Origin of the sequence: Streptomyces sp. NPDC018029 (assembly GCF_044327655.1) — a bacterium.
Taxonomy (GTDB): Bacteria; Actinomycetota; Actinomycetes; order Streptomycetales; family Streptomycetaceae; genus Streptomyces.
This window is the reverse complement of the sequence record NZ_JBIRFV010000003.1, coordinates 758,583-782,430: the sequence shown is the minus strand read 5'-3', so window position 1 is coordinate 782,430 and position 23,848 is coordinate 758,583. Positions and strand designations below refer to the sequence as shown.

21 protein-coding genes are annotated in these 23,848 nt (G+C 72.5%); 13 read left to right on the top strand and 8 right to left on the bottom strand.

From position 1 onward, the window contains the following. Positions 1-70: 70 nt before the first annotated feature. The 5 genes from ACH4D5_RS12190 to ACH4D5_RS12170 all read right to left on the bottom strand — a co-directional run bounded on the left by ACH4D5_RS12190 (position 71) and on the right by ACH4D5_RS12170 (position 8,080). Entirely contained in the window at positions 71-1,159 is a 1,089-nt protein-coding gene (locus tag ACH4D5_RS12190; RefSeq protein ID WP_398301168.1) for a MupA/Atu3671 family FMN-dependent luciferase-like monooxygenase, read from the bottom strand. Next, on the bottom strand, positions 1,144-5,076 hold the full coding sequence (locus tag ACH4D5_RS12185; protein ID WP_398301166.1) for an amino acid adenylation domain-containing protein: 3,933 nt from the start codon (positions 5,074-5,076) through the stop codon (positions 1,144-1,146). Before ACH4D5_RS12185 ends, ACH4D5_RS12190 begins: the two co-directional genes overlap by 16 nt. Then, positions 5,069-6,466 carry an MFS transporter gene (locus ACH4D5_RS12180; RefSeq protein WP_398301456.1) on the bottom strand — a complete coding sequence of 466 codons (1,398 nt, stop codon included), beginning with the start codon at positions 6,464-6,466 and terminating at the stop codon, positions 5,069-5,071. The genes ACH4D5_RS12185 and ACH4D5_RS12180 overlap by 8 nt, the downstream gene beginning before the upstream one ends. A gap of 109 nt (positions 6,467-6,575) precedes the next feature. Continuing rightward, positions 6,576-6,782, bottom strand: coding sequence for an MbtH family protein (locus ACH4D5_RS12175; RefSeq protein WP_398301164.1), 207 nt, complete (start codon positions 6,780-6,782; stop codon positions 6,576-6,578). A gap of 224 nt (positions 6,783-7,006) precedes the next feature. Continuing rightward, on the bottom strand, positions 7,007-8,080 hold the full coding sequence (locus ACH4D5_RS12170) for a Ku protein (protein ID WP_398301162.1): 1,074 nt from the start codon (positions 8,078-8,080) through the stop codon (positions 7,007-7,009). Positions 8,081-8,190: 110 nt separating this feature from the next. Here ACH4D5_RS12170 and ligD point away from each other — a divergent pair, with 110 nt between their 5' ends. Both ligD and ACH4D5_RS12160 read left to right on the top strand, forming a co-directional pair. Then, positions 8,191-9,078: a non-homologous end-joining DNA ligase gene (gene ligD / locus ACH4D5_RS12165; RefSeq protein WP_398301160.1), complete on the top strand. Its 888-nt coding sequence runs from the start codon at positions 8,191-8,193 to the stop codon at positions 9,076-9,078. Positions 9,079-9,189: 111 nt separating this feature from the next. Next, a complete protein-coding gene (locus tag ACH4D5_RS12160) occupies positions 9,190-9,618 on the top strand; it encodes a nuclear transport factor 2 family protein (RefSeq protein WP_398301158.1) in 429 nt (142 codons plus the stop codon). Positions 9,619-9,650: 32 nt separating this feature from the next. Here ACH4D5_RS12160 and ACH4D5_RS12155 read toward each other — a convergent pair whose 3' ends face one another. Continuing rightward, positions 9,651-10,460 (bottom strand): nuclease-related domain-containing protein, encoded by an 810-nt coding sequence (locus ACH4D5_RS12155; protein ID WP_398301157.1) that lies wholly within the window; start codon positions 10,458-10,460, stop codon positions 9,651-9,653. Between the two features lie 308 nt (positions 10,461-10,768). Here ACH4D5_RS12155 and ACH4D5_RS12150 point away from each other — a divergent pair, with 308 nt between their 5' ends. The 7 genes from ACH4D5_RS12150 to ACH4D5_RS12120 all read left to right on the top strand — a co-directional run bounded on the left by ACH4D5_RS12150 (position 10,769) and on the right by ACH4D5_RS12120 (position 17,693). Continuing rightward, entirely contained in the window at positions 10,769-11,287 is a 519-nt protein-coding gene (locus ACH4D5_RS12150) for a hypothetical protein (RefSeq protein ID WP_398301155.1), read from the top strand. Between the two features lie 44 nt (positions 11,288-11,331). Then, positions 11,332-12,018, top strand: a complete 687-nt coding sequence (locus ACH4D5_RS12145; RefSeq protein WP_398301153.1) for a class F sortase — start codon at positions 11,332-11,334, stop codon at positions 12,016-12,018. Positions 12,019-12,090: 72 nt separating this feature from the next. Further along, positions 12,091-12,867 carry a hypothetical protein gene (locus tag ACH4D5_RS12140; RefSeq protein WP_398301151.1) on the top strand — a complete coding sequence of 259 codons (777 nt, stop codon included), beginning with the start codon at positions 12,091-12,093 and terminating at the stop codon, positions 12,865-12,867. Further along, positions 12,864-14,174 carry an ATP-binding protein gene (locus ACH4D5_RS12135; protein ID WP_398301149.1) on the top strand — a complete coding sequence of 437 codons (1,311 nt, stop codon included), beginning with the start codon at positions 12,864-12,866 and terminating at the stop codon, positions 14,172-14,174. Before ACH4D5_RS12140 ends, ACH4D5_RS12135 begins: the two co-directional genes overlap by 4 nt. 131 nt (positions 14,175-14,305) lie before the next feature. Beyond that, the gene (locus tag ACH4D5_RS12130) at positions 14,306-14,800 is read left to right on the top strand and encodes an SH3 domain-containing protein (protein WP_398301147.1); all 495 of its coding nucleotides are present in this window, start codon (positions 14,306-14,308) and stop codon (positions 14,798-14,800) included. 62 nt (positions 14,801-14,862) lie between these two features. Beyond that, positions 14,863-16,236 carry an FtsW/RodA/SpoVE family cell cycle protein gene (locus ACH4D5_RS12125; RefSeq protein WP_398301145.1) on the top strand — a complete coding sequence of 458 codons (1,374 nt, stop codon included), beginning with the start codon at positions 14,863-14,865 and terminating at the stop codon, positions 16,234-16,236. Next, positions 16,233-17,693 carry a peptidoglycan D,D-transpeptidase FtsI family protein gene (locus tag ACH4D5_RS12120; protein WP_398301143.1) on the top strand — a complete coding sequence of 487 codons (1,461 nt, stop codon included), beginning with the start codon at positions 16,233-16,235 and terminating at the stop codon, positions 17,691-17,693. Before ACH4D5_RS12125 ends, ACH4D5_RS12120 begins: the two co-directional genes overlap by 4 nt. Before the next feature lie 23 nt (positions 17,694-17,716). Here the strand turns inward: ACH4D5_RS12120 and ACH4D5_RS12115 are convergent, their stop codons facing one another. Beyond that, positions 17,717-18,820 carry a ferritin-like domain-containing protein gene (locus ACH4D5_RS12115; protein WP_398301141.1) on the bottom strand — a complete coding sequence of 368 codons (1,104 nt, stop codon included), beginning with the start codon at positions 18,818-18,820 and terminating at the stop codon, positions 17,717-17,719. A 126-nt stretch (positions 18,821-18,946) separates the two neighbouring features. Here ACH4D5_RS12115 and ACH4D5_RS12110 point away from each other — a divergent pair, with 126 nt between their 5' ends. From ACH4D5_RS12110 to ACH4D5_RS12095, 4 genes are all read left to right on the top strand, one after another. Then, a complete protein-coding gene (locus ACH4D5_RS12110; RefSeq protein ID WP_398301139.1) occupies positions 18,947-19,885 on the top strand; it encodes a diiron oxygenase in 939 nt (312 codons plus the stop codon). A gap of 242 nt (positions 19,886-20,127) precedes the next feature. Further along, entirely contained in the window at positions 20,128-20,853 is a 726-nt protein-coding gene (locus tag ACH4D5_RS12105; RefSeq protein ID WP_398301137.1) for a TetR/AcrR family transcriptional regulator, read from the top strand. Between the two features lie 35 nt (positions 20,854-20,888). After that, the gene (locus tag ACH4D5_RS12100) at positions 20,889-21,161 is read left to right on the top strand and encodes a hypothetical protein (protein WP_398301135.1); all 273 of its coding nucleotides are present in this window, start codon (positions 20,889-20,891) and stop codon (positions 21,159-21,161) included. A 300-nt stretch (positions 21,162-21,461) separates the two neighbouring features. Further along, complete coding sequence (locus ACH4D5_RS12095; RefSeq protein WP_398301133.1) at positions 21,462-22,640, top strand: C40 family peptidase; 1,179 nt, start codon at positions 21,462-21,464, stop codon at positions 22,638-22,640. On the opposite strand, the gene ACH4D5_RS12090 is transcribed toward ACH4D5_RS12095, so the two are convergent. Then, positions 22,610-23,848 (bottom strand): styrene monooxygenase/indole monooxygenase family protein, encoded by a 1,239-nt coding sequence (locus tag ACH4D5_RS12090; protein ID WP_398301131.1) that lies wholly within the window; start codon positions 23,846-23,848, stop codon positions 22,610-22,612. The genes ACH4D5_RS12095 and ACH4D5_RS12090 overlap by 31 nt on opposite strands.

The following is a 23,848-nucleotide window of genomic DNA, read 5'->3' as shown; positions in this document are numbered from 1 at the left end:
TCCGGGGTTACCGGGGTTACCGGGGTTACCGGGGTTACCGGGGTTACCGGGGTTACCGGGTTCTTCGGGGTCACAGTGCGGCCTCTCTCAGTTCCGCGAGGCGGTGCAGTCCGGTGAGGACCTCGTCCCGTCCGATGCCGAAGTCGATGAAGCAGGCCACTTCGTCGCAGCCCAGGTCGCGCAGGTCGGCGAGCATCTTGGCGCAGGTGCCGGGCGAGCCGAGCAGACTGCCCCAGTTGAGGTACCGCTGGAACGCGAACTCGGCGAGCATGCCGGTCTGTTCCTCGGTCAGCCGCTCGCCGTCGCGGCCCTCGGCCGCGCGGTTGGCGGCGGTCTGGCCCAGGTACTTGGCGAGGTACGCCTTGAGGGGCGCGGCGGCCAGCCGGCGCACCTCCGCGTCGTCCGCGCCGACGTAGGTGTGCGCCATCAGTGTCACGCGCCCGTGGGCGTCGGTGCCCGCCTGGTCGGGGGCGGCGGCGTAGGCCGCGCGGTAGCGGGCGATCTTCTCGGCGAGCTCGTCCCTGCTCTGGCCGACGGTCGCGCCCAGCACACCGGCGCGGAGCCGTCCCGCGGCCTCCCAGGTGGCGGGGTTGCCGGACGTGGTGACCCAGAGGGGCAAGGTCTCCTGTACCGGGCGGGGTTGGGGCACCACGCTGACGGGCTGCCCGGTGCCGTCCGGGTACTGGCCCGGCTCACCCGCCCACAGCCGCCGCAGCTCGGGGATGGCGCTGAGGGTGCGCTCCCTGCGGTCCTCGTAGTGGTCCGGGGCGAGGGCGAAGTCGGCGGAGTGCCAGCCGGTGGCGACGGAGAGGCCGGCCCTGCCGTGCGAGAGGTTGTCGACGACCGCCCAGTCCTCGGCGACCTTCAGCGGGTGGTGCAGGGGCAGGACGACGCTGCCCGCGCGGATCCCGATGCGCTCGGTCGCGACGGCGAGCGCCGCGCTGAGCACGGGCGGGCTGGGGAACACCTGGCCGACCTGCTGGAAGTGGCGCTCGGGCGTCCACACGGCGTGGAAACCGAGCCGGTCGGCGGTGCGGGCGACGGTGAGGATGTCGTCGTACGTGTCCGCGTGCCGGACGCCCGCTCCCGAAGGACCGGAGCCGGCTCCCTGCGCGGGGACGCCGCTGTCGGCGCCGAAGAACATCACGCTGAGGTCCACGGCTTCTCCTCCTGGGTGGAGCGGGGGCGGGGCGAGTGGGGCTGGGGTGGGGGCGGGGGCGGCTCGGGCTGGTCCAGACGGTTCTGACGGTCCTGCTGGCGGGGGACGCGTGGCACGCGCGGTACACGTGGGCGGCGCGGGATGGGCACCGGGGCCGGACCGGCCTGGGCGGGTGTCCGCGCCAGTTCGACGGCGAGGGCGGCGACGGTCGGCGCGGCGAAGAGCTGTGCGGCCGTCACGGGGCGGGACTCGGTGGTGAGCCGCGCGGCGACCCGCACCGCGCGCAACGAGTTGCCGCCGAGGGCGAAGAAGTTGTCGTGCCGCCCGATGGACGGGCCGGCGTCAGGTTCGGCGTCGGGTTCGGCACCGGGTCCGGATCCAGCGGCCTGCAGACCGAGTACGTCGCGCCAGACCGCGGCGATCTCGCGCTCCAGCGCGTCGGCCGGGGCGTCGTCCGTGGGCCCCTCGGCGGCCGGGGCAGCCCCCGGCACGAGTACGTCCCGGTCGTCCGCGCGGCGCGGCGGGCCCGTGGGGACGAGCCGCGAGAGCGGGGTGTCCGGCGCGGTGGCCGCCGCCTCCAGCGCCTGGGGCAGCGCGTCCGCGAGCCACGTCACGAAGCGCTCCTCCAGGGAGTCGGTGCGGTACTCGAAGGTGAGGGTGAGTCCTTCCGGTACGCCGCCGGGGCCCGTCGCGTCGGTGACGTCCACGAGCAGTTCGAAGCGGGCGGCGCCGGTGCGGACCACCTCGACGCCCTGGTCGGCGCCGGGGAGTCCGACGTCGGCGCGCGCGTTGTTCTGCAGGGCGAGGACGACGTCGGTGAAGGGCTGCCTGCCCGGCGTCCGTACGGGGTTGAGCTCGCCCACCACGTGCTCGAACGGCACGTCCTGGTGGGCGAAGGCGCCGAGGTCGGTGTCCCGGACCCGGGCGAGAAGTTCCCGTGCGCCGGGGTCGCCCGAGACGTCGGTGCGCAGGACGAGCATGTTCACGAAGAACCCGACGACGTCCTCGACGCCGCCGTCCCCCGCGCGCCCGGCGACCGGCGCGCCGATCGCGAGGTCCTCGCCCGCGCCCGCCCGCACGAGGATCGCGGCGAGCGCGGCGTGCAGGGCCATGAAGAGGGTGGCGCCCTCGGCGCGGGCGGCCTCGACGATCCGGGCGTGGGTGGTGGCGTCGAGGCGGCGTACGACCGTGGCGGCGGCCGGTCCGGGTACGGCGGGCCGTTCCGGGCGCCTGGGCAGCAGGGGCCCGGCGGGGTCGATCCCCGCCAACGTACGCCGCCAATAGGCGACTTGGCGGGCCATGAGGGAGTCCGGATCGTCGGCGCGGCCGAGGCGGGCGGCCCGGTGGCGGGCGTGCTCGGCGTAGGAGACGGGGAGGGGCGGCAGCGCGGCGGCGCCTGCGCCGCCACCTGCCCGACCGCTTTCACCGACCCCACCTGGCGCTCCGGCCTCGCCGGTGACGCCCGGCATCCCGGCCTTGCCGACCCTGCCTGGCACCCCTGCCTCGCCGGCCCTGCCCGCCGCACCCGTCCAGCCCGCTCCGTCCCCCGCACCAGCAGCCCCGCCCACCCTCGCCGCGTAAGCCCGCGACACATCGCGGAAGAGCGGTGCGAGCGACCAGCCGTCGCCGGCGATGTGGTGGACCAGCACGAGCAGGGCGTGCTCGTCGGGCCGCTCGTACGTGCTGAACAGGGCGCCCCGCACCGGGGGTTCGGCCCGGAGGTCGAAGCGGTGTCGGGCGGCCTCGTTGATCGCCCCCTCCAACTCGCCCTCGCCGACCGTCACATGCCGGAAAGGCACACGCGCCGCGGCCCCGTGCAGCACACGCCGTACCGGTGCGCCGTTCACCTCGTCGAAGACGGTGCGCAGCACCTCGTGGCGGGCCACGACATCCCCGAGCGCCTCCTCCAGCGCGCCCGCGTCGACCGCGCCACGCAGCCGTACCAGCATGGGCAGGTTGTACGCGACCCCCGCGCCGAGCCGGTCCAGGAACCACAGGCGGTGCTGGGCGTCCGAGACGGGGAGGGGCGCCGAGGCGGCATCCGGCACGGGGCGTACCCGCGGCACGGGGCTTACCCGGCCGGCCTCCCCCACCGCACCCTCGACGTACGGTGCGAGCCGGGCCGGAGTGGGCGCCTCGAAGAGTGTCCGCAGGTCGACCGCCGCGCCCAGCGTGGCGTACACGCGGCCGAGTACGCGCGCGGCGAGCAGCGAGTGTCCGCCGAGCGCGAAGAAGTCGTCGTGCGCGCCGACCTCGCCGACGCCGAGGACATCGGCGAAGAGCCCGCACAGCGCGCGCACGGTCCGGCCCTCGCTCTCGTCCTCGCTCCCGCTCCCGCTCCCGCCCGTGCTCGCCCCCGTGGCGCCCGGCACCGAGGAGAGCCCGTCGAGTGCCGGCAGCGCCGCCCGGTCCAGTTTTCCGCCGGCGGTCAGCGGCAGTTCCGTCAGGCGCACGAAGACGGAGGGCACAAGGAAGTCGGCCAGGAGGCTCGCGGCATGGGCGCGCAACTCCGCCTCCGACGCCGCCTGTTCACCGCCCCCGCCCCGACCCGTGCCCGCACTCGGTACGACGTACGCGACGAGCCGCCGCTCCCCGTCCGGCCCCGCAGGAGTGGCGACCACGGCGGCCCGGTCGACCCCGGGGTGGCGGGTCAGTACGTTCTCGACCTCGCCCGGCTCCACCCGGAAGCCCCGGATCTTCACCTGGCCGTCGGCGCGCCCCCGGTACTCGAAGGTGCCGTCGGGCCGCCGCGCCGCGAGGTCGCCGGTGCGGTACATGCGGTCGCCCGGTGCGCCGAACGGGTCGGCCACGAACCGTTCCGCCGTCAGCGGCCCCGCGCAGTAGCCCCGCGCCAGGCCCGCCCCCGCGGCGTACAGCTCACCCGTCGCGCCGTCCGCGACCGGCGCGAGCCGCTCGTCGAGCACGTACAGCCGCTTGCCGCGCAGCGGGCGGCCGATCGGCACCGGCCCGCCGTCCCGCACGTCCCGCGCCGTGATCGGGTGGACGGTGAGGAAGACCATGCACTCGACGGGACCGTAACCATTGCTCAGCCGCAGCTCCGGGCGGCGCTCCAGGGCGCGGGCCACGTGTGGGGGCGACAGCGCCTCGCCGCCGACGATCAGTTCGCGCAGCCCGTCGATGGCGCGCGGGTACTCGTCGACGATCACGTTGAAGAGGGAGCCCGACAGGTACATGGACGTGACGCCGTGCGCGGCGACGAGCCGGGCGATCACCACCGGGTCGGGGCGCCGACCCGGGTGGAGTACGCAGGTGCCGCCGTTCGTCAACGGCCCCCACAGCTCCATCGCGAACGCGTCCCACGACACGGGAGCGCACTGCAGCCACACCGCGCCCGGCCCGAAGGAGGCGAAGTCCTGTCCGGTCAGCGTGGCGGTGACGGCGCGGTGCGGTGCGACGATGCCCTTGGGCCGGCCCGTGGAACCGGACGTGAACATCACGCACGCGACGTCGCCGGGCTCCGCCCGCACCACTCCTCGCCCCAACGGCCGCGCCCGCGCGGCGTCTTCGACGTGCACCACGGGAACCGCCGACAGCGCCGACAGCGTCGAAAGCGCCGCCCCCGCCGCGGCCTCCGGCACGGTGTCGCCCCGCGACAGCAGCACGGCGATCCCCGCGTCCGCCGCCATCTCGCGCAGCCGCCCGGCCGGGAAGCCGGGGTCGAGCAGCACGTACCCGGCACCGGCCTTCAGCGTGCCGAGGACCGCGACGGCCAGATCGGTGGTGCGCTCCAGGTACACCCCGACGGTGTCGCCACGGACCACTCCGCGCGCCGCGAGGAGCCCGGCCAACCGGTCGGCGCGGGCGTCCAGTTCGGCGTAGGTCAGCCGTTCGTCCCCGTACACGAGGGCCGTCGCGCCGGGTGTCCGCGCGGCCTGCTCCTCGAACAGCTCATGCACGCACCGCGTCACCCTTCTCACCACCCTCGTCCTCGGCCACGAGGGCGGGACCCGGCCGGGGCCGGGGCCGGGGCTCGGGCTCGGAATCCCGCCCGGGCTCAGGCTCGGGCTCGGGATGCTCGATGTCCGGCAGAAGTACGTCGATGTCCCGGATGGAGCGGCTCGCCAGGCCCCACAGCGCGACCACGACACCCGCGACACCGGCGAGGAACAGCATCCCCGCCATGCCGCTGCCCGGCTCGTCGCCGAGGAGCGGGCCGAGGGCCACGAAGACACCGGAACCGTCGGCGGCCTGCGGCTCGAAGAGCCCGTCGGCGAGCGGCCCGGAGAAAGCCATGGCCAGCGGCCCGGAGATCTGCGACAGGAACATCACCGCGCCGAAGACCCGGCCCTGCCACTCGTGGGGCACCTTGGTCTGCACGATGGCCTGCATCGAGGCGTTGACGACCGTCATGAGCAGCGCGCCGACCAGCATGGCCGCGCACCAGCCGACGACCCCGCCGACCAGGGACATGCCGATCTGCGCCGACAGGCACATGCCGAGGACACCGAGCATCATGCCGCTGCCGCGGTTCTTCGGTCCGCCCCAGGCGGCCATCAGCAGGCCGCCGACGACCCCGCCGACACCGATCGCGCTGTTCACGGCGGCGAGCTCGCCGTTGCCCGACTTGAGCAGCACCATGGGCTGGACGACGGCGAAGCCGAAGACCATGACGAGGTTGACCGTGCAGAAGTTCACGGTCATGTCGCGCAGGCTCGCGTGCCGGAAGAGGTACCGGATGCCCTCGACGGCCTCCGCGGTGATCTTCGTGCGCGGGGCACCCGCGCCCTCGGGGACCTTGTCGCCCTTCATCCGGACGATGCGTACGCCGATCAGTGCGAAGGCGTAGCTGACCAGGTCGATGACGAGGACGGCGCCGATCCCGGACAGGGCGATCATGATGCCGCCGAGCGCGGGGCCGCAGATGCCGGCGGCGCTCCTGGCGCCCGCCAACAGGCCGTTGGCGCGGCCGAGTTGGTCCTTGCGCACCAGCAGCGGCACGGCGGCGGTGAGGGCGGGCAGCTGGAAGGCGGCGGAGATGCCGAGAACGACGGTGGCGGGGTAGACCTGCCACGGCTCCAGGCCGCCGCCGAAGAAGTGCACGAGAGCGAGCAGCCCGACGGCCAGAATTCCGCCCGCGTCCGCGATCTGCAGTGCGGACCGTTTACGGATGCGGTCGATAATCGCGCCAGCAAATGGGCTGAACAGCGCCTGCGGAAGTACGGCACAGAGGGTCAGTGCGGTGACGGCTGACGCCTGCTCCCCGGTGGACCACACCTCGATTATGAAAGCGAATCTGAGAACGGCGCTTCCGACCAGTGAGACGGCCTGTCCCGACCAGACGAGCATCAAGGGACCGGCGCCGGCGAAGCGTCCCGGGGGGCGACTCACGCTGCTGCCGGTGCCCGCCGCGTCCCGTTTCCGCTGTTTTCCTTCTTCTCTTTCGGAGTCGGCCACGTCAGGAGCCGGATATCGGGCTCGCGGGACGGAGGTCCGTCCAGTGCCGCTCCACATAGGCCAGGGAATCCGCCCGTGAACTCGCCCCTTGCCCGACGCTCCAGCCGTCCGGAACGTCGAGGCCGACGGGCCAGAGGGAGTGCTGGTTCTCGTCGTTGACGAGCACCAGATATTCCGCACCCTCATCTTCGAATGGATTACTGGCCATTAACCTTAAACCCTCCGGAAAACTTAAAGAATCCCATTGTGTCCGCAGGGATCATTGCGCGGAGGATCTAATTCCTTCAAGGATTTGTGACATTCATCACAGGGTCACAAAAGGGGACGGGGTGCAATATGCCGTCCCTGCTTTGCAATGTGCCCCGCCGTGTCAACACCGGCGCCCGGCCGGGCCGCGGCTCTGCGCTTGTCAGGACCGCGGCGCTGTACTTGTCAGGCCGAGGCTCTGCGCTTTGCCGTCGACTTCTTCGCTGTGGTGGTCTTCTTCTCCGTCGCCTTCTTGGCGGCGGTCTTGCGAGCCGTCGTCTTTGTCGCCGTCGTCTTTGTCGCCGCGCCCTTGGAGTCCGTCGTTTTGGACGCCGTCGACTTCGTCGCGCTCTTCCTGGCCGTAGTGGCTTTCTTCTTGCCGCCCACCTGCTTGGGAGTGGCACGGGACGACTTGCGCGGCAGCCGCGTCACCTCGGCCACCGAACCGCCGCCCTCACCGCCCTCCGAACCCGCGGCCTCCCCGCGCGCCGAACGCGCCTCGCGCACGCTGTTCTCCAGCGCGGCGAGCAGGTCGATGACCTTGCCGCCACCCTCGCCGGCCGGGGCCCGCTTCGCGGGTGCCGCCCCGTCGGCCTTCGCGGCGACGAGCTCCTCGACCGCCTCGCGGTAGTCGTCGTGCAGGGTGTCGAGGTCGACCTCACCGAGGGTGTCCATCAGGGCGTCCGCCAGGTCGAGTTCGGCGTCCCTGACCGTCACGTGCTCGTCCGGCGCCACCCCTTCGGGCGCGCGGATCTCGTCCGGCCACAGCAGCCCGTGCATGGCGATCACGTCGTCGACGACGCGCAGCATGCCGAGCCGCTCCCGGCCCCGGAGCGCGTACTTCGCGATGGCCACCCGCTGACTCCGCTTGAGCGCCTCCCGCAGCAGCGTGTACGGCTTGGCGGCGGGGACGCCGTTCGCCGACAGGTAGTAGGCGGCGCCCATCTGGAGCGGGTCGATGCGGTCCGCGGGGACGAAGGCGACGATCTCGATCGTCCTGGCCGTCGGGATGGGCAGTGCGGCCAGGTCCTGGTCGGTGATCGGGATGATCGAGCCGTCCGCGTCCTCGTACCCCTTGCCGATCTCCGCCGTCGGCACCTCGCGCTCCTCCAGCTCGCAGACCTTGCGGTAGCGGATGCGGCCGCCGTCCTCGGTGTGGATCTGCCGGAAGGAGATGGAGTGGTTCTCGGTGGCGTTCACGAGCTTGATCGGGATGCTGACCAGTCCGAAGGAGATCGCACCGTTCCATATGGATCGCACGTCCGGCACCTCACGGGAGTGGGGAAGGAAGGGCTATGGGCTATGGGCTGTGGGCTATGGGCTACTGCGCCCTTTGTGGCGTTGTGACCGTTTTATGGGACTCTCATCCTATGACGCCGATCACAGAGGTGGAGGGGCGAAGGCTCGCGCTCAGCAATCTCGACAAGGTCCTGTATCCCTCGAGCGGCTTCACCAAGGGCGAGGTCCTGCACTACTACGCGAGCACCGCCGACGCCCTCCTCCCCCACCTCCGCGACCGGCCCGTCTCGTTCCTGCGCTATCCGGACGGGCCCGACGGCCAGCGGTTCTTCGCCAAGAACGTGCCGCCGGGCACCCCGGAATGGGTGCGGACCGCCGAGGTGCCGCGCTCCCGCTCCGAGGGGAGGGCGCGGCAGGTCCTCGTCCAGGATCTGGCCACGCTGATGTGGGCGGCCAACCTGGTCACCGAGTTCCACGTGCCGCAGTGGCGGGCCGACGCCCCGGCGCGGGCCGACCGGATGGTCTTCGACCTGGACCCCGGCCCGCCCGCCTCGGTCGTCGAGTGCTGCCGGGCGGCGCTCTGGCTGCGGGAGCGGCTGACCGCCGACGGCTTCCACGTGTACGCCAAGACGTCCGGCAGCAAGGGGCTGCACCTGCTCGTACCGCTGGAGCCGACCCCCTCCGAACGGGTCACCGCGTACGCCAAAGGGCTGGCCGTCGAGGCGGAGCGCGAGCTGCCCGAGCTCGTCGTGCACCGCATGACGCGGAGCCTGCGCCCCGGCAAGGTCTTCGTCGACTTCAGCCAGAACGCCGCCGCCAAGACCACCGCCGCCCCCTACACCCTGCGGGCCCGCCCCGAGCCGACCGTCTCCACCCCCGTGACCTGGGACGAGGTCGAGGACTGCGACGAGCCGGAGCAGCTTGCCTTCGCGGCGGACGACGTCGGACCCCGGCTGCGGCGGCTCGGGGACCTGTTCGAGCCCCTCGCCGACCCGGACCGGGCACGCCCGCTGCCCTGACCCAGGAGCCGACGGCCGACCCGTGACCGGCGTCACGCCTAATCAAGTTTGACTACTAGCGCTTCGAGGCATACCTTCTCCATCACTAGTCAAAGTTGATGAGGAGACCGCGTGACCCTTCTTCCCGAGACCGGATACGTCCCGACCGCCGAGGACCGCGCGAGCCTGGACGCCTGGTTCGCCGAGTACGACGCCCACAGCGCGAAGCGCGACGTGGAGCGGATGGCCGACCTGGCCGTCTTCCCGCTCAACCTGGTCAGCGACGACTCCGCGGGCGACGGCCGGGCGGCGCAGTGGGACCGGGAGCAGTTCGTGGGGACCATGACGCACGTCATGGGCGACGGCAGCGAGGACATCACCTTCGAGTCCACGCGCACGCCCGTCTTCCTCTCCCCCTCCATGGCCGTCGTCTTCACCGACTCGGTGATGACGGCGAACGGCGAGACGCAGCAGCTGCGCTACGCCGACATCCTGATCAGGCGCGGCGGGTCCTGGGCCTTCCAGACCATGATCCAGGGCGGCTGGGGGGACAACCTGTAACAGCCGGGCCGCTCACCACACCCGCGAAGAGGTCAGACCCGCTCCCAGGTGTGGCGGTCCCTGGCCAGCGCGTGCAGGGCCTCCACATCGGCCGGTTTCAGCACCCCGCCGAGCCGGGCCAGCGCCGGCAGGTCCGCCTCGCGCAGCACCCGCACGTCGCGGGGCGGCGCCGCCACGTCCAGGTCGGCGGCGCCCGTCCCGACCAGCGCCAGGACGGGGCGGACCTCGGCCGTCAGGGCGAAGGAGGCCCGGCCCGCGTCCGAGCGGATGGTGCGCAGCAGGGGGAACGGCTCGGCGCGGCCGACCGTGACCATCGGGTCGGCGATGCGGACGCGCTGCTTGCGGACGGCGAGGGTGCCCACGCAGAACAGGCCACCGGGGCCGATCAGCAGATGGTGGATGCGGGCGCCGCCGGGCAGCGGCAGGGAGTGCAGCACCCGCCAGCCCGCGCCCTCCAGGCCGTCCAGGGCCGCTCCGACCGCCTGCTCGGCGGCGAGCGCGCGGTGCCGGGGGTCGGCGCGCAGTCTGCGGGCGGGCGCCGGGTCGCGGTCCAGGGAGATCTGCAGGGCCTCGCCGGGCCGGTTCGGGGCGAGGTCGTCGTCCGGGTGGAGGGCGAGGCGGGCCAGCTCTCCCGGGGTGGGTACGGGGGGCGGGCCCACCGTGACCTGACCGGCCAGGAAGGGCGCGAGGACGTCGAGTACGTCCCGCTCGTGGTCCTCGCTGAGCAGGTTGACGCGGGACGAGTCACGGTCGTACCAGGCGATGTTCCTGCCGTCCGCGAGACACACGTACAACCGCTCCTGCCCGTGCCGCCAGGCCGGTACGACGCGCAGTCCGTTCATGCGCCATCACCCCCTGGACCATGGGACCAGCCCGCACGCTCCCGCGGCAAGAACCCGGAGGCGCGCGACGGAAGTCGGGGCGTCTTTGCGCCGGGTGCGCCGGTCCGGGCGGGAAATCCCTCTGGTCCCGTAACGGCACCGCCCGCACAGCTATGGCCCGCTGTTACGCAGCCGCCGAACCGCCGCAATGGCGGACATCTAGCGTCGTCACTGTCGCCCGGTCCTCCGGGCGACCACCCGAGCGATCAGCCGAGCGATCAGTCAAGCGATCGGCTCAGCGATCAGTCGAGCGACCTAAGGAACGTCCCGTGAGCACCCAACGCCGCCGTCCCCTCCTCCGTACCGCCGCCGTCTCCGCCCTCGTCGGCGGAGCGCTGCTCGTCCCGGTCGCGGGCGCCTTCGCGGACGCACCGGCGCCCAAGCCGAGGGGCGAGTCCTTCGAGGTCACCCTCGGCAACAGCGCGAAGGCGCGGATCCTGAACCGCGGCGGCTCGTACGCGGCGACGGTCTCCCTCGACGGCAAGGAGGTCGCGGCCCTCTCCGCCACGCACCCGACGGCCACTCAGGACGGTGTGCGGTACGAGCTGCACCCCCGCAACGGGCACATCGGCATCGCGTATCTGAACGGCCAGGACGGCAAGGGCGGCGAGAAGGAGCAGCGGGAGCAGAAGGGCACCCCGCCGCCCGAGGGTGGCGTCGCGGCCGGTGCCCAGGGTGTGCGGGACGCCGGTGATCCGGCGTTCCTGGTCGCCGGGGGCGGCATGGCGGCGGCCGGCGCCGCGGGGCTCGGCTTCGCGATGCTGCGCCGCGGCCGCACGGACTCCTGACCCCCGCCCACGCCGGCCACTCCCCTGGAGGAGCCCGAACCCCCGTGCACACCGCCACCACCACTCCCACCACCGATTCCGAGCCCGGCACGTCCGACGAACCGGCCGCCCCCGTCCCCCGCCGCCGCCACACCACCCGCATCGCGACCGCCGCCGCCCTGACCACCGCGGTCGGCATCGGCCTGATCGCCTGTGCCCAGGGCGGCGACGGCGCCCCGGCCCCCGACGTGCGGGTGCACGACGCCGTCGCCGACCGGGGCGAGCGGGCCGTCGCCCCGCTGAAGCCGTCCGAGCCGACCGGGCTGCGCATCCCCTCGGCGGGCGTCGACGCGACCTCGATGCTGGGTCTTGGCGTCGGCGCCGACCGGGAGCTCGACGTGCCGCCGGTGGACAGGGCGGACGAGCCCGGCTGGTGGACCGGTGGGGTCACGCCCGGCGAGAAGGGACCGGCCGTGATCGTCGCGCACTACGACACCGCGAACGGCCCCGCGCTGATGAAGGACGTGGCGAAGGTCGGGGTCGGCGACACTGTCGAGGTGCCGCGCGCGGACGGCGGCACGGCGGTCTTCGCGGTGCGGGAGATCCAGCAGGTCGACAAGAAGGACTTCCCCACCAATAAGGTGTACGGGGCGACCGACCGGCCCGAGCTGCGCCTGCTGACCTGCGGCGGGCCGCTCGTGGACGGTCACCGCTCGGACAACATCATTCTCTACGCCGACCTCGTGTCCTGACACCCGTCCCGGTGTCGTGACCGCGGGGCCCGGCGTCACGACAGGCCGCGCCCCGCGGCAGGCAGGAGTGCAGTGAACCGCAGCCGGCTCGCGGCCGCCGCCTTCGCCGTCCTCGCCGTGGTGGCGGTGGGCGGCTGCGGCGATCCGGGCGGGCTGGAGGGCGCCGGCGCGACGCCGACCGCCCAGGGCCCCACCCGCCTCTGGCCCGACCTGCCGTCCCCCTCGGTGCCCGCCGAGGACTACGGCGCCATAGAGAGCGTCAAGGTCGAGGGCGTCGAGGTGCCGGCGGGCGGCCTGCGCACGGTGGACCCGGTCGACGTCGTCCGCGCGGACTTCGCCGAGAACCCGGGAACGTACGAACGTTCCGACTCCGCGTATCAGGAGACCCTGGAGCGGCTGGAGGACTGCGCCGAGGACGGCTCCGGCGAGAAGGGGCGGTGCCCCGTCCTCAAGGCGTACTACCGCGATCTGACCGGTGACGGCGAGGACGACCTGATCGTCGGCGTCTCGACGCCCGACGACAACCTCGACATCCGCGTCTACGCCGAGGCCGAGAAGGAGCGGCAGCTGACGCAGATCATGGAGATGAGCGACGCCGTGCTCGGCGTCGAGCTGGCCGGGCGCGACCTGATCATCCGCGCCGTCTCCAGCCTCGCGGGGTACGAGTACCACACCGTCTGGTCCTGGGACTCGCACCAGAAGGCGATGCTGCCGACGAGCGACGAGATCGTCCGCGCCGCGAACGCGCCGCGGCCCAAGACGCCCCGCCCCTCCCCCGCGCAGCCGTCGGACGGGCCCTCGGACAGACCCTCGGTGAGCGCCTCCTCCTCCGCGGGCGGCGGGCGATGAGCCACCGGCAGCCGCGCGGGCCGCGGCTCCCCGCCTGGACGGCGACCCTCACCTGGAAGGCCGCGGTCTTCATCACCGTCATGTGCTGCGCGCTCGCCGCGCTGCTCGGCGCGCTCGTGCACGTCTCGGTGACCAACCAGACCGTGGGCCAGGCCCGCGAGCGCGCCCTCGCCCGCCTCACCGAGGTCACCGAGCGGTACGAGGCGGGCGACCGGCTCGGCCCCGGTGCGGGCGTCGACCCGGCGGGCCTGCCCGGCAGCCTGCGCGACCTCGCGCTGAGCGGGGAGCGCGGCACGATGGTCGCCGCCCACGAGTCCCGGCCGACGATGTGGGCCGCGGGCCCCGCCGACGGGCACCGGGCCATCGCCGTCCAAGTCGACTACGCGCAGGGCGCCCGCACCATCGACGGACTCGACCGGGCGATCCTCGGCTCCTCGGTGCTCGCGATCGGCGCGACGCTGCTGGTCGGCGCGTTCGCCGTGACGCGGGTGACGCGGCGGCTGCACCAGACGGCGCAGGTGGCGCGGCGGATCAGCGCGGGCGACCTGGACGCGCGGGTCAGGGACCCGCACTCCGGCCCGGACGCCACGGGCGTGCCCCGCCACCAGGACGAGGTGGCCGCGGTCGCCGGGGCGTTGGACACGATGGCGTCCACGCTGCAGGGCAAGCTCCTGAGCGAGCAGCGGTTCACCGCGGACGTCGCGCACGAGTTGCGCACCCCGCTGACCGGCCTGCACGCGGCGGCCGAACTGCTGCCGCCGGGCCGGCCGACCGAGCTGGTGCGGGACCGGGTCGCCGCGCTGCGCACGCTGACCGAGGACCTGCTGGAGATCTCCCGGCTCGACGCGAAGAGCGAGCGGGTGGACCTGGACGCCCACCAGCTCGCTCCACTGGCCGAGCGCGTGGTGCGCTCTTCGGGCGAGGGCACGGAGCTCGTCGTCGTACGCGATGTGTGCGTGGAGACCGACCGGCGGCGGCTTGAACGGGTCCTCGGCAACCTCGTCGCCAACGCGCTCAAGCACGGGCGGGCGCCGGTCCTGGTGACGGTCGACGGCCCCGTCGTCTCCGTGCGGGACCACGGCGACGGCTACCCGGACTACCTGGTGGAGCACGGGCCGCAGCGGTTCCGCACCGAGGGGACGAGCAAGGGGCACGGGCTCGGGCTGACCATCGCGCTCGGGCAGGCGGCGGTCCTCGGTGCGCGGCTGAGGTTCTCCAACGCGGCGGACGGCGGGGCGGTGGCGACGCTGCGGCTGCCGTTCGAGGAGGCTCCGGAGGGCGGCGACGGGGACGAGCCGCCACGTTAGGCGGTTGCGCCACCCGTGGGCTTCTTGGGGTTCCAGGTGAGGTTGTGCGCACACAGGGTGACGCTTCTAGTGAGAATCGCGGCCTTCGCGCAACCGCTCGGCCGCCCCGCCCCCTCACCTGAGGAGTCCTCATGTCCCTGCGTACCACCGCCATCCGGCTCGGCACGGCCACCGCCGGCTGCGCCCTCGCCGCGCTCGCCGTCACCGGCCCGGCCGCGGCCCTGGACGACCACGACAACGCCACCAAGACCAGCAAGACCGAGAAGACGGAGAAGGCGGAGAAGACAGCGCAGGCCGGAAAGGAAGACAAGACCGAGAAAACCGAGCAGACCCAGAAGACCCAGAAGGCCGAGAAGGACCAGAAGGTCGAGAAGGCCGAGAGCAAGCCGCCCGTCTACAAGGGCCGCGTCACCGCCAGGTCCGGGCTCCTGCTCCGCACCTCCCCGACCCGCGGCAGCAAGGTGGTCCGCAGCGTGCCGTACGGCAAGGTCGTCACCATCTTCTGCAGGACCAAGGGCGACCGCGTCGTCAACAACAACGTCTGGTACCTGCTCACCGACGGGACCTGGGCCTGGGGGTCCGCGCACTACATCGCCAACATCGGGAAGGTGCCCCGCTGGTGCTGACGCCCCGGCCGACATAGTCGACATAAGCGGACTTCGGGGCGATTGCTTGCTACGTTCCGGGCATGGCCGGAACGAGCGCGGACCCCGCACCCCCAGCGGGCCCCGCTGTCCGGGTCGTCCACGTCCCCCGGCGTCGCGGCACCGAACTCGCCCTGCTCGTGGTCGCCGTCCTGCTCTCCGTGTACGGCTACTGCGACGTCGGCCTCGCCCGACACGGCACCGTCCCGCCCGGCGCCGCCGGTTACGGCGCCGGGCTCGGCGTGCTCGCCCTCCTCGCGCACCTCGCCGTCCGCTTCCGCGCCCCGTACGCGGATCCGCTGCTGCTGCCCATCGCGGTGCTCCTCAACGGCCTCGGCCTCGTCCTCATCTACCGGCTCGACCTGGAGACCCCGAGCGACGAGGCCGCGCCGGCCCAGCTGATCTGGTCGACGGTCGGCGTGGCCCTTTTCATCGTCGCCGTCCTCTTCCTCCGCGACCACCGCGTGCTCCAGCGCTACGCCTATCTCTCCGTCGTCACCGCGCTGCTCCTGATGATCGTGCCGATCTTCTTCCCCGCCGTGAACGGCGCCCGGATCTGGATCCGGATCGGCGGGTTCTCCATCCAGCCCGGCGAGTTCGCGAAGATCCTGCTGGCCGTCTTCTTCGCCAGCTATCTCGCCGCCAACCGCAACGCCCTCGCCTACACCGGCCGCACCATCTGGCGGTTCGAGCGCCTCCAGCTGCCCACCGGACGCGTCCTCGGCCCCATCGTCGCGATCTGGCTGCTCAGCGTCGGCGTCCTCGTCCTGGAGCGGGACCTCGGCACCTCGCTGCTCTTCTTCGGGCTCTTCGTGATCCTGCTGTACGTCGCCACGGGCCGCATCGGCTGGATCGCGGTCGGCCTGCTGCTCGCCGCGTTCGGCGCGTTCGCGGTCGGCTCGCTGGAGCCGCACGTCCACAGCCGTGTGGAGGACTGGCTGCACCCCTTCGCCTCCATCGACGCGGGGCAGGGGCCGAACCAACTCGCCCAGTCGCTCTTCGCGTTCGCGGCAGGAGGGATGCTCGGCACCGGGCTCGGCCTCGGCCACTCCATCCTCATCGGCTTCGCCGCGAAGTCCGACTTCATCCTGGCCACGGCGGGCGAGGAGCTGGGGCTCGCGGGGCTCTGCGCGATCTTCCTGCTCTACGCGCTGCTCGTGGAGCGCGGCTTCCGGGCCGGGCTCGCGCTGCGCGACGCGTTCGGACGGCTGCTCGCGATCGGGCTCGCCTCGATCGTCGCACTCCAGGTGTTCGTCATCGCGGGCGGCGTCATGGGGCTCATCCCGCTCACCGGCATGGCGATGCCGTTCCTCGCGCAGGGCGGTTCGTCGGTCGTCACCAACTGGATCATCGTGGCGCTGCTGATCCGGGTCAGCGACTCGGCGCGCAGCCAGCCCGTCCCCGCGGAGACCGCGTGACACGGTACATCCGGCATGCCGCCGCGTTCTGCGCGCTGCTGCTCATCGCCCTGCTCGGCAACGCCACCCGCGTCCAGGTCGTCCAATCCGACGCGCTCGACGCCAATCCGGCCAACCGCCGCAACGCCATCGTCCGCTTCGGCCAGCCGCGCGGCGACATCCTCGTCGACGGCCGGCCCGTCACCGGCTCCAGGGACACCGGCGAGCAGCTCCGCTACGAACGGACGTACCGCAACGGGCCGTTGTACGCACCCGTGACCGGCTTCGCCTCGCAGGTGTACGGCACGACCTTCCTGGAGAACACCGAGGACGACATCCTCTCCGGCACCGATCCGATGCTCGCGCCGCTCCCGCTGTGGAACGACATCACGCGCACGCAGAACCCGGGCGGCAAGGTCGAGACCACCATCAAGGCGCCGGTGCAGCAGGCCGCGTACGCGGGGCTCGGCGGCAAGCGCGGGGCGGTCGTCGCGGTCGAGCCGTCGACCGGGAAGATCCTCGCGCTGGTCAGCACCCCTTCGTACGACCCCGAACGGCTCTCCGGGACCCGCGGCTCGGTCGCGGACAGCTGGGCGGAGCTGAACGGCAGCCCGGACAAGCCGATGCTGAACCGGGCGATCCGCCAGACCTATCCGCCCGGTTCGACGTTCAAGGTGGTGACGGCGGCGGCCGCGCTCGAATCGGGCACGGTGACGGACCTGGACGCGCCGACCAAGTCCCCGAGCCCGTACACCCTGCCCGGCACCAGCACCCGGCTGACCAACGAGGTGGAGGGCTGCGAGAACGCGAGCCTGCGCTACGCCTTCCGGTGGTCCTGCAACACGATGTTCGCGAAGCTCGGCGTCGACACGGGCCTCGGGCCGATGACGGAGACGGCACGCGGCTTCGGGTTCGACGACGACGGGCTGCGGATCCCGTCGTCCGTCTCCCCGTCCCACTTCGACACGTCGATGGACAAGGCGCAGCTCGCTCTCTCCGCCATCGGTCAGTACGACACCCGGGCGACGCCGCTGCAGATGGCGATGGTGTCGGCGGCCGTGGCGAACGGCGGCTCGGTCAAGGCCCCCCACCTCGTGGACCGTACGACGAGCGACGACGGCGACGTGGTCGGCAGCACGGGGACGAGAACGCTGCGGCAGGCGATGAGTCCCGGCACCGCGGCGCAGCTGCGGGAGATGATGACGCAGGTCGTCGAGGAGGGCACCGGCACGAACGCGGCGATCCGCGGTGTGACGGTCGGCGGCAAGACGGGCACGGCACAGCACGGCATCGACAACTCCGGCACGCCGTACGCGTGGTTCGTGTCCTGGGCGCAGGCGGCCGACGACCCGGAGCCGTCGGTGGCGGTCGCCGTGGTGGTCGAGGACGCGTCGGCGGACCGCGGGGACATCAGCGGGGGCGGCAGCGCGGCGCCGATCGCGAAGGCGGTGATGGAGGCGGCGATCAGCGCCCGCTGACCGGGCTGCCACCCCCTGGCCGGCTATCCCTCGCCGGACGCGATCGCGTCCCGCACCTCCGCCACGCGCTCCCGCTCCTCGGCCGCGAAGCGCTCCGCGTCCAGCTTCTCGGCGATCTCCTCGTCCTGCGCCATGAGCTGGTCGAGGTTGGCGTCGCCCATCTCGAAGACGCCCATGTCGACGTACGCCTCCTGGAGGCGCTTGCCCCACAGGCCGATGTCCTTGACGCACGGCACGATGCGGGAGAACAGCAACTGCCGGAAGAGCGCGAGGAATTCGGAGTTCTCGCTGTACTCCTGGGCCTGGGCCTTGGGGATGCCGAAGTTCTCCAGGACCTCGACGCCGCGCAGCCTGTCGCGCATCAGATAGCAGCCCTCGATGACGAACTCCTCGCGCTCGCGCAGTTCCGCGTCGGTGAGCTGCTTGTAGTAGTCGCGCAGGGCCATGCGGCCGAAGGCCACGTGCCGGGCCTCGTCCTGCATGACGTAGGCGAGGATCTGCTTGGGCAGGGGCTTGTCCGTGGTGTCGCGGAGCATGCCGAAGGCGGCGAGCGCGAGGCCCTCGATGAGCACCTGCATGCCGAGGTAGGGCATGTCCCAGCGGGAGTCGCGCAGGGTGTCGCCGAGCAGCGACTGGAGGTTGTCGTTGATCGGGTAGAGCATGCCGATCTTCTCGTGCAGGAAGCGGCCGTAGATCTCCGCGTGCCGCGCCTCGTCCATGGTCTGCGTCGCGGAGTAGAACTTCGCGTCCAGGTCGGGGACCGACTCGACGATGCGGGCCGCGCACACCATGGCGCCCTGCTCGCCGTGGAGGAACTGGCTGAACTGCCAGGAGGCGTAATGCTTGCGCAGCTCGCCCTTGTCCCGCTCGGTCAGCTTCGCCCAGTGCGGCGTGCCGTAGAGCGACATGGACTCGTCGGGGGTGCCGAGGGGGTCGAGCGGGTCGACCTCGAGGTCCCATTCGATGCGCTTGGCGCCGTCCCACTGCTTGTCCTTGCCCTTCTGGTACAGGGCGAGGAGGCGGTCGCGGCCTTCGTCGTACTCCCAGCTGAAACGGGCCGAACTGGCGGACGGGACCTGCCAGTTGAGCCCAGCCGGCGGACTGGTGTAAAGCTCGTGCGTCGCCATGACGGCAGGCTCACACGCTGATGGACAAGGGGTCAACAAGTCGCGCGCAAGGGATTGACGGCCTTGCTGACAAGCAGTCTCATAAGAAGTGACCGTCGGTAACCCCGCGACAAGGCAGGAACAGTCATGACGACCGTGCCGGAAGACGTTTCCCTCGACGGCCTGCGGGACGCGCTCGGGCTGCTCAAGGACCGGGAGCAGGTGGCCGCCCGGCTCCTCGAATCGTCCGCCAAGCACTCCTTCGACCCCGACAAGGACCTCGACTGGGACGCCCCGCTCGAGGAGGGCAAGTGGTTCTGGCCGCCGGAGCTCGTCTCCCTCTACGACACCCCGATGTGGAAGCGGATGTCCGAGGAGCAGCGGCTCGACCTCGCCCGGCACGAGGCGGCGTCGCTCACCTCGCTCGGCATCTGGTTCGAGATCATCCTGATCCAGCTGCTCGTCCGGCACATCTACGACAAGTCCGTGACCAGCGCCCATGTGCGGTACGCCCTCACCGAGATCGCCGACGAGTGCAGGCACTCGATGATGTTCGCCCGGGTGATCCAGAAGGGCGGCGCACCGACGTACCCGGTCTCGCGCCTCAACCACAACCTCGCGCGCGTCCTGAAGACGGTCTCCACCACGCCCGGGTCCTTCGCCTGCACGCTGCTCGGCGAGGAGATCCTCGACTGGATGCAGCGCCTCACGTTCCCGGACGAGCGCGTCCAGACGCTGGTGCGCGGCGTGACCCGCATCCACGTGGTCGAGGAGGCGCGCCATGTCCGGTACGCCCGGGAGGAGTTGCGGCGCCAGATGGTGACCGCGCCCCGCTGGGAGCGCGAGCTCACGCGGCTCAGCTGCGGCGAGGCCGCGCGGGTCTTCTCCATCGCCTTCGTGAACCCCCGGGTCTACACGGACGTCGGCCTCGACCGGCGCGAGGCGGTGGCCCAGGTGAAGGCGAGCGGCCACCGCAGGGAGGTCATGCAGAGCGGCGCGAAGCGGTTGACGGACTTCCTGGACGACATCGGTGTTCTGCGGGGCGTCGGGCGGAGGCTCTGGCGGTCTTCGGGGTTGCTGGCCTAGGTTCTTCGCTGCGGGTGGGGTGTGGCTGGTCGCGCAGTTCCCCGCGCCCCTGAAAGCGCCCCTGCGGGGCGCCCCGGGGGTCGGTCTCGTCCGCGCGGCGGAAGACGCATATGTCGCAGTCCCGCGGCCCTGAAACGTCCCATGCGGGGCGCCCCAGAGGCTGGTCGCGCTCGCGCGGCGGAAGACGCACATGTCGCAGTCCCGCGGCCCTGGCGGGGCGCGCCCCGAGTTACGCTGCGGGCATGACTTCACCTGCCGCCACTCCCGCGTACCGCCGCATGAGCGTCGAGGCGCGGCGGCGGCAGCTTCTGGACTCCGCGCTCACCCTCTTCGCGCACCGCGCGCCCGAGGACGTCAACCTCGACGACGTCGCGGAGGCGGCCGGGGTCTCGCGCCCGCTCGTCTACCGCTACTTCCCCGGCGGGAAGCAGCAGCTGTACGAGGCCGCGCTGCGGTCCGCGGCCGACGACCTGGAGCAGTGCTTCGCCGAGCCGCCGGACGGACCGCTCACACGGCGGCTCGCCCGGGCCCTCGACCGGTACCTGGCCTTCGTCGACCAGCACGACACGGGGTTCAGCGCGCTCCTTCAGGGCGGCAGCGTCGTGGAGACCTCACGGACGACCGCCATCGTGGACGGCGTGCGCCGGGCCGCCGCCGAGCACATCCTCAGCCACCTGGGCGTGCCGGAGCCGGGTCCACGGCTGCGGATGACCGTACGGATGTGGATCACGGCGGTGGAGGCGGCCTCGCTGATCTGGCTGGACGAGGAGAAGCAGCCGCCCCTCGACGACCTGCGGGACATGCTCGTGGAGCAGTTCATGGCGGTGCTCGTGACGACGGCGGGACGCGACCCGCAGACCGCGGACGTCGTCCGGTGGGCGCTGACGCTGGAGACCCCGGAGGGTCCCGTCGGCGCCCTCGCACGGGGCGTGCTGCCCGTGGTGGCCGACGCGGCACACCTGCTCTGAGCCCCCCTTGACCTGCGGGGTGTGACACTGGGGGCGTGAAGAGCGAAGACACTCCGTTCGTGGGCGGTCCCCTGGACGGCCGGGTGCTCCCGGTCCTCGTCGGGCCGACGGGGCATCCCCCGAAGACGTACCGCGTCCCGGTCCCCGACGACGCGGGCGGTCCTCCGACGGTCCTCGTGTACCGCCGTACCCCCGCGGCGGGGCGCAGCCGGATCTCGCTCGGCGCGAGGTGGCAGTACGAGTTCGACGCGGTCGGCGACAAGGGGGGCGGCTTGAAGTGGCCGTGGTCGAAACCCGGGCCTCGCTGACGGCTTGCCCCTGCGGGCGCGTCGTGGCTGGTCGCGCAGTTCCCCGCGCCCCTGAGATGCCCCCTGCGGGGGCGCTTCAGGGGCGCGGGGCGAAGGTGTGGCTCAGGGGCGCGGGGAACTGCGCGAGCCGCCCCCACCCACCCGCAGACGTGCACGACGCGACGCAACCCACCACGCCGACGCCCCCTGCAAGGGTGACCCAGGTTGCGCCGACCGCCCCCGTCGGGAGGCGAACCCCCCGGCCGGGCCGGATGCTCACCCTGCGCGCAGGAGAGCCCTCCGCGCACCGGAGGTGATGACGTGTCAGGCACACTGCTGCGGTGGGTCTGCACAGGGGCCGCCCTCGGCGCCCTGTGCACGACCGCTCCCCCGGCCCAGGCGGCCCCGGAACCGGAAGTCCGTTCCGTCGCCGCTCTCCTGACGGACCTTCATCGGCTGTACCAGTCGGCCGAGGAAGCCTCGGAGACGTACAACGCGACCGAGGAGAAGCTGAAGAAGCAGCGAGCCAGGGCCAAGGCCCTGGACGACAAGCTCGCGAAGGCGCGCGCCGCGGTGCGCGACAGCCGGGGCGACGCCGGCCTGTTCGCCCGGCAGCAGTACCAGGGCACCACCGAGCTCTCCCCCTATCTACGGCTGCTGCTCGCCCGCGACCCGCAGCGCGCCCTCGACCAGGGGCACGTCATCGGCCGGGTGGCCGCGGGCCGGGCCGCCACGGTGGAGCGGCTGGCCGCGGGTGAGAAAAAGGCGGACGACCTGGCGAGGGCGGCGAAAAAGGCGCTGGCCGTCCAGGCCGCCCTCGCCGCGCGGCAGAGGAAGCAGCGGGACGAGGTCGACGGGCAGCTGCGGGAGGTCGAGGAGCTGCTCTCCTCCCTGAGCGTGGAGCAGCTGGCCGCGCTGCGGCAGGCGGAGGAGGCGGGCACGGCCGAGGCGCAGGAGAGGTTCCTGGCGTCCGGCGCGCTCGGGACGCCGGGCGCACCCGGTGCCCCCGGCGGCAGCCCCGCCACCCGGCCCCCCTCGCGGCAGGGCGACAAGGCGCTCGACTACGCGGTCCGGCAGATCGGGCGGCCCTACAAGTGGGGCGCCGAGGGCCCGAAGGCGTTCGACTGCTCGGGACTGACCTCGCGGGCCTGGGCGCACGCGGGCCGGAAGATCCCGCGGACCAGCCAGGAGCAGTGGACCGAGCTGCGCCGCATCCCCTTGTCGAAGCTGCGCCCCGGCGACCTCGTCGTCTACTTCCGCAAGGCCACACACGTGGCGATGTACCTGGGCGACGGCAAGGTCGTCCAGGCGCCGCGCCCCGGCGCCCGCGTGAAGGTGTCACCGATCGCCGCGAACCCCGTGCTCGGTGCCGTGCGGCCCGACCCCAGGGGCCGGACCATGCACGGCTACACGCCGCCGAAACTGCCCGAGGGCGCCACCGCCGGCAGCGACCTCGGGTACGGCGCGGGTCAGGCGCCCGGCGCCACCGACTCCAGGTAGGCGGCCGCCTTCTCCGGGTCGAAGAAGAAGTTCTCGAAGTCGGCCGGGTCGTTGAAGCCGTTGGCGAACCGGTCGGCGACCGGCTGCAGCTGACCGGCCGCGCCGAGGATGTTCAGGACGTGCTCCGGCGGGGCGCCCAGCATGGCGTTGGTCCACTTGGTGACGTACTGCGCCGTCTCCCAGTAGCGGTCGAACGCCGACTGCATCCACTCCTCGTCGAACGGCTTGTCGCCGTGCTCGACGATGGAGGAGATGTACGAGGCGGCGCACTTGGACGCCGAGTTGGAACCCTGGCCGGTGATCGGGTCGTTGGCGACGACGACGTCGGCGACGCCGAGGACCAGGCCGCCGCTGGGGAGCCGGCCGATGGGCTTGCGCACGGTGGGGGCGTACCGCCCGGCCAGCGTGCCGCCCGCGTCGGTCAGCTCGACCTTCGTGGCGCGCGCGTACTCCCAGGGCAGGAACTTCTCCAGGAGTTCGAGGGTGAGCGCCAGGTGCTCGCTCGGGTCCTTGATGCCCTGGAAGACATCGAGGGGGCCGCCGGGGACGCCCTCCCAGAAGAGGATGTCCGCGCGGCCCGACGTGGTGAGCGTCGGCATGACGAAGAGCTCGCCGACGCCGGGCACGAGGTTGCAGCGCACCGCGTCGAACTCGGGGTGCTCGGGGCGCGGGCCGAGCCCGTGGACGTACGCCACCGAGAGAGCGCGCTGCGGCTCGGTGAACGGGGAGCGGGCCGCGTCGCGCTCGAACATCGAGACGAGCTCGCCCTTGCCCGCGGAGACGAGCACCAGGTCGTAGGTGCGCGAGAAGTAGTCGAGGTCGCCGACCGCGGCGCCGTGGATGACCAGCTGGCCGCCGCGCTGCGCGAACGTCTCCATCCAGCCCGCCATCTTCACGCGCTGGTCGACGGACTGGGCGTACCCGTCGAGCTTGCCGACCCAGTCGATGGCGCGGGAGCCGTCGGGGCCCGCGACCGAGACGCCGACGCCCTCGATCTTCGGGGCCTGCGACTCCCAGAAGTTCGCCTGGATGTCGCGCTCGTGCTGGAGCGCGGTGTGGAACATGCACTGCGTGGACATGACCCGGCCCGACCGGATCTCGTCCGCCGTGCGGTTGGACATCAGGGTGACCTCGTACCCCTGCGCCTGGAGCCCGAGAGCGATCTGGAGCCCGGACTGCCCGGCTCCGACGACAAGTATCTTCCGCAT